General features: G+C 51.5%; 13 protein-coding genes and 1 pseudogene. 11 read left to right on the forward strand and 3 right to left on the reverse strand.

Annotation, left to right across the window (positions count from 1 at the left end):
- Nucleotides 1–253: 253 nt before the first annotated feature.
- On the reverse strand, nucleotides 254–1825 hold the full coding sequence (locus H6F76_RS23885; protein ID WP_190512030.1) for an AAA family ATPase: 1572 nt from the start codon (nucleotides 1823–1825) through the stop codon (nucleotides 254–256).
- Nucleotides 1826–2209: 384 nt separating this feature from the next.
- Here H6F76_RS23885 and H6F76_RS23890 point away from each other — a divergent pair, with 384 nt between their 5' ends.
- The 3 genes from H6F76_RS23890 to H6F76_RS23895 all read left to right on the forward strand — a co-directional run bounded on the left by H6F76_RS23890 (nucleotide 2210) and on the right by H6F76_RS23895 (nucleotide 5032).
- The gene (locus H6F76_RS23890) at nucleotides 2210–3955 is read left to right on the forward strand and encodes an iron uptake porin (RefSeq protein ID WP_242036823.1); all 1746 of its coding nucleotides are present in this window, start codon (nucleotides 2210–2212) and stop codon (nucleotides 3953–3955) included.
- Entirely contained in the window at nucleotides 3945–4079 is a 135-nt protein-coding gene (locus tag H6F76_RS31175; RefSeq protein ID WP_277881274.1) for a hypothetical protein, read from the forward strand. Before H6F76_RS23890 ends, H6F76_RS31175 begins: the two co-directional genes overlap by 11 nt.
- Before the next feature lie 77 nt (nucleotides 4080–4156).
- The gene (locus H6F76_RS23895; protein WP_190512032.1) at nucleotides 4157–5032 is read left to right on the forward strand and encodes a transporter substrate-binding domain-containing protein; all 876 of its coding nucleotides are present in this window, start codon (nucleotides 4157–4159) and stop codon (nucleotides 5030–5032) included.
- A gap of 20 nt (nucleotides 5033–5052) precedes the next feature.
- Here the strand turns inward: H6F76_RS23895 and H6F76_RS23900 are convergent, their stop codons facing one another.
- The gene (locus H6F76_RS23900) at nucleotides 5053–5193 is read right to left on the reverse strand and encodes a hypothetical protein (RefSeq protein WP_190512034.1); all 141 of its coding nucleotides are present in this window, start codon (nucleotides 5191–5193) and stop codon (nucleotides 5053–5055) included.
- Nucleotides 5194–5475: 282 nt separating this feature from the next.
- Here H6F76_RS23900 and H6F76_RS23905 point away from each other — a divergent pair.
- The 6 genes and pseudogenes from H6F76_RS23905 to H6F76_RS23930 all read left to right on the forward strand — a co-directional run.
- A pseudogene (locus H6F76_RS23905) lies at nucleotides 5476–6144 on the forward strand (amino acid ABC transporter permease); the annotation flags it as partial.
- 79 nt (nucleotides 6145–6223) lie between these two features.
- Entirely contained in the window at nucleotides 6224–6958 is a 735-nt protein-coding gene (locus H6F76_RS23910; RefSeq protein ID WP_347241296.1) for an amino acid ABC transporter ATP-binding protein, read from the forward strand.
- A gap of 254 nt (nucleotides 6959–7212) precedes the next feature.
- Nucleotides 7213–8688, forward strand: a complete 1476-nt coding sequence (locus H6F76_RS23915; protein ID WP_190512036.1) for a leucyl aminopeptidase — start codon at nucleotides 7213–7215, stop codon at nucleotides 8686–8688.
- Nucleotides 8689–8943: 255 nt separating this feature from the next.
- Nucleotides 8944–9402 (forward strand): thioredoxin-dependent thiol peroxidase, encoded by a 459-nt coding sequence (gene bcp, locus H6F76_RS23920; RefSeq protein WP_190512038.1) that lies wholly within the window; start codon nucleotides 8944–8946, stop codon nucleotides 9400–9402.
- 77 nt (nucleotides 9403–9479) lie between these two features.
- Nucleotides 9480–9935, forward strand: coding sequence for an NUDIX hydrolase (locus tag H6F76_RS23925; protein WP_190454041.1), 456 nt, complete (start codon nucleotides 9480–9482; stop codon nucleotides 9933–9935).
- Nucleotides 9936–10080: 145 nt separating this feature from the next.
- Nucleotides 10081–10881, forward strand: a complete 801-nt coding sequence (locus tag H6F76_RS23930) for an alpha/beta hydrolase (protein ID WP_190512040.1) — start codon at nucleotides 10081–10083, stop codon at nucleotides 10879–10881.
- 4 nt (nucleotides 10882–10885) lie between these two features.
- On the opposite strand, the gene H6F76_RS23935 is transcribed toward H6F76_RS23930, so the two are convergent.
- Nucleotides 10886–11710, reverse strand: coding sequence for a pantothenate kinase (locus H6F76_RS23935; protein WP_190512042.1), 825 nt, complete (start codon nucleotides 11708–11710; stop codon nucleotides 10886–10888).
- A 241-nt stretch (nucleotides 11711–11951) separates the two neighbouring features.
- On the opposite strand from H6F76_RS23935, the gene H6F76_RS23940 reads away from it, so the two are divergent.
- Nucleotides 11952–12863, forward strand: a complete 912-nt coding sequence (locus H6F76_RS23940) for an EamA family transporter (protein ID WP_347276106.1) — start codon at nucleotides 11952–11954, stop codon at nucleotides 12861–12863.
- A 59-nt stretch (nucleotides 12864–12922) separates the two neighbouring features.
- Nucleotides 12923–13648 (forward strand): deoxyribonuclease V, encoded by a 726-nt coding sequence (nfi, locus tag H6F76_RS23945; protein WP_190512044.1) that lies wholly within the window; start codon nucleotides 12923–12925, stop codon nucleotides 13646–13648.
- Nucleotides 13649–13735 lie beyond the last annotated feature (87 nt).

Here is a 13735-nt window from a genome sequence, read left to right on the forward strand (position 1 = left end):
AAGCGGGGAAGTTGGGGGAGTCTTGGGGTGCTGCATCGTATTAGCAGAGAGTGGTTAATAATCAGCCTTTTTCTAACAACTAAGGAGATTTTTAGCAAACAAAAGACCTGTAGGGGCAGGTTTGATACTGACGTGATTGGCTATGAGCAAAGATTCTGGCAAAACCCGCCCCCTACAAGCGGTACATTCTTTCTCAGAAACCTCCTAAGCGCTAACCACGCCTCTAGCCTACTCCCCTTGCCCCTCTGCCCTCCTAGCTTCTGCCTCCTGCCTTTTCTAACTGCGCTTCCAGGTTTTGGGTTGTATCTAATGTGAGGACGTAGGGTTGCTCTTCTACGCTGAATTCGTCCATGTGCTGCTGGGGTATAAGGTCAGCCGTTGCGTCGGAGATATCGTCGTGGCGCTGCCGCAGGCGTTCTTGTAAAACAGGTAGCGGTGCGGTGCAGTGGAGTATCTGGAGCGGCAGATTGTAGGTTTTAGCTTGGGCGATCGCGGCTTCTCGTAAGGGTTGGCGATCGTACTTGGCATCCAGAATCACAGTGTAGCCCTGAGCTGCCAGCGTGATGCCGAGGTGCAAGAGGCGATCGTAGGTTTTCTGCGTCATCGCAGCGGTATAGAGGTCATCGTTGCCGTGCGCGTCTAAAGGAATGCCTGCCAGATGTTTGCGAACCGCATCTGAACGGATCTGGATAGCACCCTGCTGTTGGGCGAGATGGCGGGCAGTCGTGCTTTTGCCAGAACCAGACAAGCCTGCCATGAGCAGCAAGCGTCCTTTCTGCGGCTGGGTGTACTCCCACGCTAAACGGTAATAACGGGCAGCGGTAGCAGTGGCTTCTTGCTTGGCAGCGTCGGGAACGGATGGATCGCTCAACAAAAAGGAGGTGACTTTGGCGCGGACGTAAGACTGTCGGCTGAGGTACAGCGGCAACACTTGCAAACCTTCCCAGTCGCCTGTTTGCTCAAGATACGCATTGAGGAACAGGTTGCTGAGGTCGCGTCGATCGCGCGCATCCAGATCCATAATGATGTAGGCGATGTCGAACATGACATCCACAAACCGAAACGGCTCGTTGAACTCGATGCAGTCAAACAGTAGGATTTTGCCTTGCCCGCTATCGTCGTGCCCCAGACTGTCTTTCCAAAGCGCAATGTTGCGTAGATGCACGTCCCCGTGGCATTCACGAATCCAGTTGTGCTGAACGCGGCTGTCAAAGAGTGCCTGTTGTTCGGCAAATAGCTGATCGGTATATTGGCGCGTTTCGTCAAGCTGCTGCTGGGTTTGCGGTCCACCGACATACTGGAGCGTTTGCTCGTAGTTTTCGTCGATCGCCGCGCGGATTTTCTCAACCGTACCGAAACTGCGGATATAGTCGTTGGTTGCTGCCTGAGCATGAAAGTTTGCCAACACCCGTGCCAACTGCTCTAGCAGCGGTGCCGTCAATTCACCCCGATCGAACAATTCGGTAAACAAACTCGACTGGGGAAACTGCTGCATTTTGACGACGTATTCAACGGCTTCGCCTGCGCCACTGAGCTGGAAGCGATCGCCCGTTTGCGCGATCGGCAACACGTCTAGATAAAGTTGCGCGGCACCCCGTTGATTAAGCCGCAGTTCTTCGGCACAAAAGTGCTGTCGTTTTTCTAGCGTCGAAAAATCGAGAAAGCCAAAATTCACAGGCTTCTTTACCTTGTAGGCATAGTCACCCGTCAGCAACACGTAGGAAATATGCGTCTGAATCACCTGAATGGGTGCTTTGACGGGATGGGGGTAAAACGCTGGTTCTGTCATCTGTTGAATCAGCGCTGGGAGCAAAGCATCAGTCATGGGTAGTGATTTCGGTGAAAAGTGATCAAACGTAACAGATCTCTGGTGTTGCAAGCTTTTTAATCATAGAGTTCTCAGTCCTCATGTCAAATGTGTTTTATCCTTCTGTAGCTTTTGTTGCAAGAGACACATGCTCAAGCGATCCGTTCTAGGTCATAAAGAGATATTGTGATCTGGACGGTAGAAGCTACGACCGTGAGGTTTTCAAGCGCCTTCAAGCTTTTGAAAAAGAAGGACTATACCCTCCTTGGTATTGAGTCAGAAAAAAATAGAGCAGTCTAGATTCAGCGTTACCGCCTCTCTATAGGGTTTGCCAAGTGTCATCAGCCTAGGGCTAAGTACGTTTTGCGACTGAATGTTCATGTGTGGTGTGAGTGAAATAATATGATGACCAAGCTTTTTTGGGGTGCCCTGAGTGCAACTCTCACCCTCTTAAGTAGTGGGCTGCTGCTTGAAACGCCAGCAATGGCTGACTCTAGCCGCGAAGCGTCTGCTGAAGGTGGCAACCCTCACGGCGTTACAACAGAGGCAAACTCTCTACCAATGGGTGGCGAGACAACAACGGCTGTTGGACTGGAGCAATCACTCGCAACGATGCCAGAGGTAGAGCCGTCAGCAGAGGAATTGATCGCCGAAATGGAGCAGGTGACATCTGTTTCCCAGCTAACGGATGTACAGCCAACTGACTGGGCTTTTCAAGCGCTGCAATCCTTGGTTGAACGCTATGGCTGCATTGTCGGCTATCCCGATCGAACCTATCGCGGCAACCGTGCCCTCACTCGCTATGAATTTGCAGCGGGTCTCAATGCCTGCATGGATCGCATTAGCGAATTAATTGCCGCTGGCACTGCCGATCTGGTTAAAAAAGAAGACCTGCTGGCAGTGCAAAAAATGCAGGAAGAATTTGCCGCAGAACTGGCGACGCTGCGGGGTCACGTGGGTGCTCTCGAAGTCCGTAGTGCCACCCTTGAGAAGCAGCAATTCTCAACCACGACTAAAATTAGCACCGAGTTGATTACCTATGTTGCAGATGCCTTTGGCGATCGTGCTAGCCCACTAAATAATGCAAACATTGGTCACCGTCTGCGCCTTGACTTTGATACCAGCTTTACGGGTAAAGATCGGCTGCGAACCCGCTTGCAAGCCACGAACCTGCGGAAGTTTAATGTGGGTGATGTGTTTGGTGTGTCGCCTGTGGGTAGAGCCACCAGTGACTTATCGGATGAAACGCGCTTTTTGGCGACCAGCACGAGTTCTAACAGCGAGGTCACGCTGAATCGGCTCCAGTATCGCTTTCCGATTGGCGAGAAGCTCACGGTCTTTTTAGATGCAAACACGATCGACCCGTCGATCGTCACTGACCCTATTACACCTTTCAACGACCAGGCAACGGGAGCGCTGTCTAACTTTGCTCAAATTAACCCTGTATGGTTTCCCTTAGGCAACCAGGCAGGTGTCGCAGTCAACTATGCGATTAGCCCCAATTTTCAATTCGACTTTGGCTATCAGGCTGAAGGCGGCAGCCCAAATGATCCTCAGCTAGGTTTGTTTAATGCGGGTTACAGTGCGTTTGCCCATTTGATCGTCTATTCCGGCACGTTCAAACTAGGCTTCTTCTACATGAACTCGTACTCACCTCAGTTTGGGGTCGATACGCTGGCTGGCAGTAATGCTGCCAAAATTTTGGGCGCAGGTCCGGTTGTGGGCAATGGTTACAGTGTCGAGTTTGACTACCGCATTAATAGTTGGTTTGAGCTTGGCGGTTGGGTTGGTCTAACGCAGGCGCGCACCTTGGGCACGGGCACTAGAGGCGATGCCAATGTCTGGAACTTTGCGCTCAATCTTGCCTTTCCTGATTTGGGCAAGAAAGGTAACCTGGGCGGCATTGTGTTTGGTATGCAGCCGAAGCTGACGGGCACCAGCAACGCTGCTGTTGCTACTGCGATCGGGCTGCCAGAGGGACAACGCGAAGATCGGGATACGGGCTACCACATTGAAGCCTTCTACCGTTATCAGTTGACGGACAATCTCTCAATTACGCCTGGTTTTATCTGGCTGACGGCTCCCAACCATGACAGTCGTAATCCCGATGCTGTGATTGGTGTCATCCGCACTACTTTTGTGTTTTAGAACGGGCTACTCAGGCATACTGCGATCGCCCCTGGTTCACTCCTCGCCGCGTGCCAGTCTTTGGCTTTACCAGATGACGCTAAGAATTATGCCAGGGGCTTTGCAAGCTGCCGCGATCGTGTGAGATTTGCCTGATAGCTATCAGCTCTTTAACCCTCAGCTCTTTACCTTTCACGCCCCCTTGACAAGGAACTAAGTTTGATGAAACGTCGATCGCTTTTAACACTGTTATGCACAACCACCCTTGCTGTTAGCGCACTGGCAAGCTGCGAACCACCCCAACCTGGGCAAAACACGACCTCCAGCAGCGGCAAAAAAGTGCTGACAATGGTGACATCCCCCGACTATCCGCCCTACGAGTTTTACGATACTGCTGGCGGAGAACGCAAAATTGTCGGCTTTGATGTGGATATTGCCACCAAAATTGCGGCTGATTTAGGGTACGAACTCAAGATCAACGAGTCGGACTTCAACGGCTTGGTGCCTGCTTTGCAAGCGAAACGGGCTGATTTTGTGATGGCGGGTATGACCCCAACACCCGAACGCCAGAAGAACGTGGACTTCTCAAGCATCTATTACGAAGCCAAGAACACTATCATTGCGCCTAAAGCCAGTAACCTGAAGACAACGAAAGATCTGTCGGGCAAAACCGTGGGTGTGCAGTTGGGTTCCATTCAGGAAGGCGACGCTAAGAAAATTGCTGCAAAGGTGCCGGGGATGAAGGTGAAGCAGCTTAATCGAGTGCCAGATATTATTCAGGAAATCAAATCCAACCGTATTGATGCCGCGATCGTCGAAGATACTGTCGCTAAGGGCTTTACCGATTCCAGTCCCGATCTGGTTTTTAACGTTATCCCGCCTGAAGGTCCGTCTGGTTCTGCGATCGCCTTCCCTAAAGGATCGCCACTGGTCGCTGAGTTCAACCAGGCGTTAGAAAAAATGAAGGCAAGCGGCGAAATCAAAACGCTGGCGGCAAAGTGGTTTGCGACTAGTGTGCCTCCTTCGCCTACAGCATCCCCATCTGGCTCACCATCGCCGTCTGGAGCCATGTCACCCTCACCCAGCAAAACGCCCTAACGCTAGTTAGGTTCCTGTTTCTACGGGGTGGTGTACCTGGTGCTTAAGGCAGTGATGGCGCAAAACGTTAGCTCTGCCCGCTCAGCGATCGCATTCGCCCCCAGCCAGGAAAGGCTTTTGACCTTCTTGACGCGCCCTGTTGCTTGCTTGATGAAAGGCAATTTATGTCACTCCGCTTCAGCAAACATAGCTTGAGAAAACGTATTTTGACTGCTTTAATTTCTGGACGATCGCGTTGGGCGATCGTGGCTCTACAAACGTTCCTTGTGATTGTTTTTGTCAGTAGTTTGGTGGCACAACCGCTCTTGCCATCAATCGCGCAGGACAAACCAACGTTGTCGATTGAACGTGCGGCTGCTTCCCCTAGCGATGCTAATCAGGGGGCAGTGCAACAGGGGGCGATCGTTGCCCAGGCACCCGCTACCCCATCTGCTGCGCCAGCCAAAAGGGGTTTCGATCTCGACTTCAGACGCATCGTGCCAGACATTCCTTTCATTCTGGCAGGCATCCCCGTTACGCTCATCTTCACCCTTTCGTCCGTCTTTCTGGGCTTGATTTGGGGTTCTGTTCTCTCCTTGTGCAAGATTTCGGGCATAAAGCCGCTTCAGTGGTTGTCGTTTGCCTACACCACTATCTTTCGCGGTACGCCGCTGCTGTTGCAATTATCGCTGGTCTACTTCGCTACGCCCCAGTTAACGGGCTACAACATTACGCCCTACCAGGCTGGGGTGCTAACGTTTACGCTCAACTCTGGGGCATATATGTCTGAAACTATCCGAGCTGGCATTCAGGCAGTGGATAAGGGACAGGCGGAAGCCTCGCTCTCGCTGGGTATCCCTTACTGGCTGATGATGTGGGATGTAATTATGCCGCAAGCATTAAAAAACATTTTGCCTGCACTGGTAAACGAAACCATTAGCTTGCTCAAAGATTCTGCGCTGGTCTCGACGATCGGCGTGGTCGAAATTCTCCGCGCTGCACAAATCGTTGGTGCCAATAAATACATCTACTTTGAGCCGCTGCTGTTTGCGGGGCTGATTTACTACGTTCTGGTCATGGGTCTAACCTATGCTGCAAGTACGCTCGAAAGGCGGTTAAGGCGTAGCGAATGACGCAGTAATACTTGCGCTCGTTGCAGCATTCTAGGCGCAGACAGTACCTTTAAAGTATTTAGATCAGGAGTTTAAAACCGTGGCTGAAACCATTATTAAAACTGAGGGGCTGTGCAAGTCCTTTGGTCAATTGGATGTGCTAAAGGGCATTTCTACCGAAATTCGTAAGGGTGAAGTAGTTGCCGTCATTGGTCCTTCTGGCTGCGGCAAATCAACGTTGCTGCGCTGCATGAACCTTCTAGAAACGCCTACTCAAGGCAAAATTTACTTTAAAGGTGAAGATATCACAGCACCCAAGACTAAGATCTCAAGCGTCCGTGAGCGTCTGGGCATGGTATTTCAGCACTTCCACCTGTTTCCACATATGACGGTGCTAAAGAATGTCACGTATGCTCCCACCAAAATCTCAAAAGTATCGCCCGACGACGCTAGAAAGCTTGGTATGGATCTGTTGGCAAAAGTGGGACTAGAAGAAAAAGCGAATGTTTATCCATCTAAGCTTTCGGGTGGGCAAAAACAACGAGTAGCGATCGCTCGTGCGCTGGCAATGAAACCCGATGTCATTCTGTTTGATGAACCGACTTCTGCGCTTGACCCTGAAATGGTGCAGGAAGTGTTGGAGGTGATGAAAGGCTTGGCAAAAACAGGCATGACAATGGCGATCGTGACGCATGAAATGGGGTTTGCGCGTGAAGTTGCCGATCGCGTCTGGTTTCTCAATGAAGGCTGTCTAGCCGAAGATGCAGCACCGGATACCTTTTTCACCAATCCACAGTGCGATCGTGCCAAACAGTTTCTCGAAAAGATGCTTTAGACGGACTGCTTACATACTCTGTCTACATCTAAATGCTACGGCTAGACGGGCTGACTAGCCTGGAAGTGATAGGAGGATTATGGCTAAAGACATTGCTTTCATCTTGCCTATAAAGAGTGCAATTGCCTTCTAGGGTGCTAGCGATCGCTGAGTTGCTCATTTTTTATTAAGACCAAAAACAAGCCTCCTCGCTCTACGACCCTTGTTTTTTGATCAATACTAGAGATCGAATGAAGCAAACGAGGAAAAGCTGAATGGATGTGCGAACGACAGGTACGCCCCTCTTGGAGTGGTCTGGAGATGGCTTGGCGATCGGTCTGTTTGAGGACAATGGTGCGCTCTCGGCTGAGCTGGCGACCCTGGACGAAAAGTTGTCGGGCACGCTGAAAGAACTAATTGCTGAGGCAGAGTTTAAGGGTAAGGATGGCAGCAGCGTAGCGACGCGAGTGGGTTCGGGCAGCGCTGTGCGCAAAATTATTTTGGTCGGTTTGGGCAAAGCGGAGAGCATGAAGCTAGACAGCCTGCGTCGGGCAGCCGCCGCGCTCGCGCGCTTAGCAAAGAAGGAAAAGTGCAAAACATTGGGCATCAGCCTGCCAATTTGGCACGATAACGCGGCGCTGACGGCTCAGACGATCGCTGAAGGAGCCGAGCTTGCTCTCTACAAAGACACCCGCTTCAAATCAGAAGCTGACGAGAATGGTTCCTCTATTGAGCAGATTGAACTCTTGGGCTTAGGTGATCAAACAGCGGCGATCGCCCTTGCCCGTCAAATTGCGTCTGGTGTCTTTCTGGCGCGGGAACTGGTAGCAGCCCCAGCCAACTATGTCACGCCGATCACGCTGGCAGAAACGGCAGAAGCGATCGCCCATGATCACGGTTTAGCACTCGAAATTCTGGAGCGGGAAGACTGTGAAAAGCTCGGTATGGGTGCCTTCCTAGGTGTTGCCCAGGGTGCTGACCTGCCGCCCAAATTTATCCACCTGACCTATACACCGGATGGCAAACCCCGTCGCAAGCTTGCCATCATTGGCAAAGGGCTGACCTTTGATTCGGGCGGACTCAACATCAAAGGTGCCGGTAGCGGCATTGAAATGATGAAAACCGATATGGGTGGTGCAGGGGCAATGTTGGGTGCAGCAAAGGCGATCGCCCAAATTAAGCCTGATGTGGAAGTGCATTTCATCTCTGCTGCGACCGAAAACATGATTAGTGGCCATGCCATCCATCCCGGTGACATTCTCACCGCATCAAATGGTAAGACGATCGAAATCAACAATACCGATGCAGAAGGTCGCTTGACCTTGGCGGATGCCCTTGTGTTTGCTGAGAAGCTTGGTGTGGATGCGATCGTCGATCTGGCAACCCTTACGGGAGCTTGTGTCATTGCGCTGGGCGACGAAATCGCTGGACTGTGGAGTTCTGACCCTGACATTGCGAACCAACTAACACAAGCAGGCGAACTGGCAGGCGAAAAGCTCTGGCAAATGCCGATGGAAGAAAAATATTTTGAGGGGCTGAAATCTCCGATCGCCGATATGAAAAATACCGGACCACGACCGGGCGGTTCCATCACCGCAGCACTCTTCCTGAAACAGTTTGTGAAAGAAACGCCCTGGGCGCATCTTGATGTCGCGGGTCCTGTGTGGACTGAGAAGGAAAATGGCTATAACAGCCCTGGTGCTACAGGCTATGGGGTTCGCACGCTTGTTAACTGGGCGATCGGGGTTTAGCGATCGGTGCTTAACCTGCTATCGCAAGCGAAGAGGGCGTTAGGACAGACATAAACCTTGAAATCTCCTTGAAACAAGGGTTCCGATTCATCCTTCATCCTTTTGCTATAACTAGCATCGGCAGGGACATTGCGCTGTAATGTCCCTGCGGCACTGGGTTTACTACAGGTCAGATCGATCAACTCAGCGATCTAGACAGACTCTAAAGAAACCCGTAACATTTAAATACCTTTATGGTGAAATTAATCTCTCGTTATGGTTCTTAAGGTTGGGGACCCTGCTCCCGTTTTTAGTTTGCCCGACGGCAAAGGCAATATTATTCACCTGGCTGAGTTGAAAGGCAAGCGTGTAGTGCTGTATTTCTATCCTCGTGATAACACTCCTGGTTGTACAAAAGAAGCTTGTAGCTTTAGAGACAGCTACTCTGATTTTCAAGAAAAAGACGTTGTGGTTTTGGGCGTGAGTACGGACGACGCAAAATCTCACGAAAAATTTACCACTAAGTTTGCACTGCCCTTTCCGCTATTAACAGATGTAGATGGACAAGTAGCAACTGCCTACGAAAGCTATGGGCTGAAAAAGTTTATGGGCAAAGAATACATTGGTATTAGCCGCAATACGTTTGTAATTGGACCGGATGGTACGATCGAGGCAATTTATAAAAAAGTTAAGCCAGAATTTCATGCAAAGGAGATTCTGGAGGCACTTGTCTGAATGGATCATCACGCGATAGAGTCGCCATGTGGTTGCCAATAGTCAGCCGCTAGACTTTTTAGTCAGTGATTTAATCTATGCGTCGGTTATGGCATTTTGGGCAAGCGGTCTTAGGCATTCTGTTCCGGCATCCGGTGACGGGCACAAGTATTATTCCGCTTTTGCCCGATGGGCGGATTGTGCTGGTGCAACGCCGTGACAATGGGCAGTGGGGCTTGCCGGGCGGTATGGTCGATTGGGGAGAAGATCTGTTAGCGACCGTACACCGAGAGCTAACCGAAGAAACAGGGCTAGAGGTTGCTAACATTCGTCGTTTAGTCGGCATTTATTCTTCACCAGAGCGCGATCCTCGTATTCATTCAATTTGTGTGGTGGTGGAAGTTGAAGCCCGTGGCGAGATTCAAATTCGGGACACGATGGAAGTTCTGGCGGTGAAAGCCTTCTCGCGATCGGATATGCCCCTGGGTCAGTTGTCGCATGACCACGATCGCCAACTTCAGGATTACTTCGACGGAAAAACTACACTGGCATAAGACGGTTGAGTTTTAAGCTCTGAGTTTTGAGTGTGAATGATGTAAGTGTTCTGTTACTGTCTTAAGCAACAAGGGACAAGAGCGTTAGCTTGCACTCACACCTCGCCCTTTACTCCTCTCTCCTCACACTATTTCATGGTTCAGGATGCCTCTACCGCTCAGAAATGCTCGTATCAAACTACCTCAAGGACAAATTTTTTGGCGCGAAGTGGGTCACGGGCGATCGATTGTCTTTTTGCATGGTTCCTGGGACGACAGCAGCCAATGGCTTCCGCTCGTTGAACGCTTAAGTACGACGTATCACTGCCTGGCTCCAGATCTACTGGGTTTTGGTGAATCAGAGTGCCCTAACGTGCATTACTCGATCGAGCTTGCAGTGGAATGTCTTGCGGATCACTTAGACGCCTTGAAGCTGCGACGGGTGTATCTTGTAGGACATTCGTTGGGCGGTTGGATTGCGGCTAGTTATGCGCTGAAGTATCTCGATCGTGTTGAGGGTCTTGTTCTACTGGCACCCGAAGGTGTTCAGGTGAAAGGACTAGGCTGGCGTTGGTGGAAAATTCGCTTGTTAAAGCTGCCTATGGTGGGCTGGGGGCTGCGATCGCTCCATGCGTTTCACAAATTTCTCAAACTCCGCCGTATCGAGCAACTTTTACAACGACGACGGCAACTGCTCACATTTCCCGTTGCCTGCAAGCTCTTGTTTCAACGACGACGCGCCGAAATTCGCGCTGAGCAGCTTCAGGAACGGTTGCAATGGCTGAAGGTGCCGATGTTAGTGCTGCAAGGTGACCATGACAAACCTGCGGTGTCGCTTTTGGGACAGACGTACGCTCAACTGGCTCCCGATGCAAAGCTGCAACAACTTCACAGCGACAACAGCACGCCGGAAACCCAAGCCGATGAAGTTGCTCAGGCAATTCGAGTGTTTGTTGAGAACGGCTGAATTTTTAGCCTTCAGCCTTTAGACTTTCCCCTCTCACCGATCGCATTCCCCAAAAAATCAACTGCGGTTCAACCGTTAGCTTGCTTGCCATTGCAGGCATTGTAGCGGTGAGATAAGCATAGAGGCGATCGCGGTCTCCGCCCGTTAGCAACACAGGGCTAGCCGGAAACTGTTGCCACCAATCGTTCACAAATGCTTGTAGCCCTGCTACCAGGGTATAGATAATGCCACTAGCGATCGCGTCGGTTGTGTTGAGTGCCCAACGAGGCGGCAAAAGCTGGGGCGCAACTCGTTCTTCGCTAGCAGGAAGGGCTGCGGGAAGCGCATTCGGAAGGGCTGCGGTTGCTTGCTGGAGCGTCTGAAACTGTAGCCCTAATCCCGGCAGAATCGCGCCACCGATCAACCGTGCGCTATCCACGCTAGTGAATGTGAGCGCAGTACCCGCATCAATTACGAGCACGGGACTATGCATGAGCGCGATCGCACCCAGGGCAGCTAGCGCTCGATCGATGCCTAAGGTTGGATATAGTCCTGCTAACGGCACTTGCTCTAATGTGATGAAGGTTGCGGCATCATACTTCTGCCAAAGCAAACTTTGCTGGGAGACAACAGAAGCAATCCACAAAGGCATGTGAGCACCGTCAGCATTATCGTGGAGCGAGGGATGAAACGCGCTTTTTGTAAACTGTGTGGCGATGAGTTGTTGTACGTCAGTGGCAGACAAATGTGGTGTGTCCCACGTCTGCTGAAGATCATTGCCGCTAAACTGTGCCCAGTGCAAGCGCGAGTTGCCGATCGACAGTGCTAACCAGCGATCGAAACACGACATAACGTTTGCTTCCTTGAATTAATTGCACCAAAGGTAATGCTGTCTACTACTTCAGCAATGGTTAGTAGCGCTTAGGACCTTGCTTTTACCAGCCCCATTTACAAGCATACATTTTGGGATGGCATTGGCTACTCGTGTCCGTCGGCTGAAAACAGCATAGACGACGATCATTTCGATAGTCTCCTATAGTTTAGAAGGCGAGCATCGTCAAGAAGTCAAACCCCTGCTGGAGAAAGCAATTGTGACTAAACCAGAACCGGCACGTTGGGCTTCTCTGCTAGCGCTCCTCGCGTTGGCGTTGATCTGGGGCTACAACTGGGTACAGATGAAAATCGCCGTACAGTATGCGCCGCCAATGCAATTTGCAGCGCTCCGCATTACATTAGGTGCCTTGAGTTTGCTGCTAGCGCTCGCATGGTTGCGGAAGCCCTTGCTGCCTAAAGAAATGACGGCAACCTTCTGGGCAGGCGTGCTGCAAATTGCGGGTGTATATGGGTTTGCAACGTGGGCATTGGTTAGTGGCAGCGCTGGCAGAACGTCTGTGCTGGTGTATATGATGCCGCTGTGGACGCTGCTCCTTGCCTGGGTGTTTCTGCACGAGCGAGTGCGCGGCTTACAGTGGGCGGCGATCGTCCTGAGTGTCACCGGGCTGCTGCTCATTCTGGACTTACAACATCTGCATGGCACCCTCGCTAGTAAAGTACTGGCATTGCTGGCAGGTGTCTGCTGGGCGGGCGGTGCAGTGATTGCCAAACAAGTCCGTCAAACCGTTAAGCTCGATTTGTTGTCGTTTACCACATGGCAAATGATCGCTGGTGCAGTCCCCTTAATTCTGGTAGCCTCTTTGGCAGCGGTGCTTGAGCCTTCAACGCCGATCGTCTGGTCGGGTCCTTTCATCTTTGCTTTGGTCTACAACGTCATTCCAGGGACGGCGATCGCTACTCTGCTGTGGCTTTATATACTCAACCGGATGTCTGCTGGCACGGCGGGTTTAGGTATCTTGCTTAATCCGATCGTCGGTGTGCTGGCTGCCTGGATACAGCTTGGTGAGCAGCCAAAGCTGATTGAAGCAGCAGGCATGGCGTTAATTGCGATCGCCCTAGCACTCAACGCTATCCAGTCAATGAAACCGTTACCCGCAAGCACCTCATAGAGACAAACGCCTTTTTTCCCTGCTCCCCTTTTTTCCCTGCTCTCCTCACTCCTCTCCCCATGCACATTGTCCAACGTCACGACTGGGTGCTGACAGCAGAAGAGGCAACTGCCATTCAGCAAGACCTCCGCAAAGAAATCGTGACGATCGATGACTTTGACACGATTCGCCATGTTGCAGGTGTCGATGTCGGTTTTGAGGCAGATGGAACCGTGACTCGTGCCGCGATCGCCGTGCTCGATCTAGAGACGTTGCAGGTGCTGGATCGCGCGATCGCGCGTCGTCCCACAACCTTTCCCTACATTCCTGGCTTCCTCTCCTTTCGAGAGGTGCCTGCGGTGCTGGATGCGTTGGCAAAAATCACGATAATTCCTGATTTGCTGCTGTGTGATGGTCAGGGGATAGCCCATCCACGCCGCTTTGGGATTGCTTGCCATATTGGGCTTTTAGCAAATGTGCCTGCGATCGGCGTTGGCAAATCCATCCTAGTGGGTAAACATGCAGAGTTAGCGGACGATCGCGGCACTTGGCAACCCTTGATGCACAAAGGCGACACGATCGGCGCGGCACTGCGAACTCGTCCCGGCACTAAACCACTCTATATTTCGCCGGGACATCGAGTGAGTTTAGAAACAGCGATCGCGTATGTGATGCGCTGCACCACCAAATATCGGTTGCCCGAAACGACCCGCCATGCTCACAAATTGGCGTCGGGTCCGCCGATCGACCAGCCAGCACCACCAGTGGCACCGACGCAACAAATGTCTCTCGATTTTGATCTCTAAATTTTAGGAAATCTGAGTTTGGAGGATAATAAATTGCCTGCATGAATCCACCCTTACCCTAGTCTTTCCTCAAAAGGAGAGGCAATA

Source organism: Leptolyngbya sp. FACHB-321, assembly GCF_014695975.1.
GTDB lineage: Bacteria > Cyanobacteriota > Cyanobacteriia > Leptolyngbyales > Leptolyngbyaceae > Stenomitos.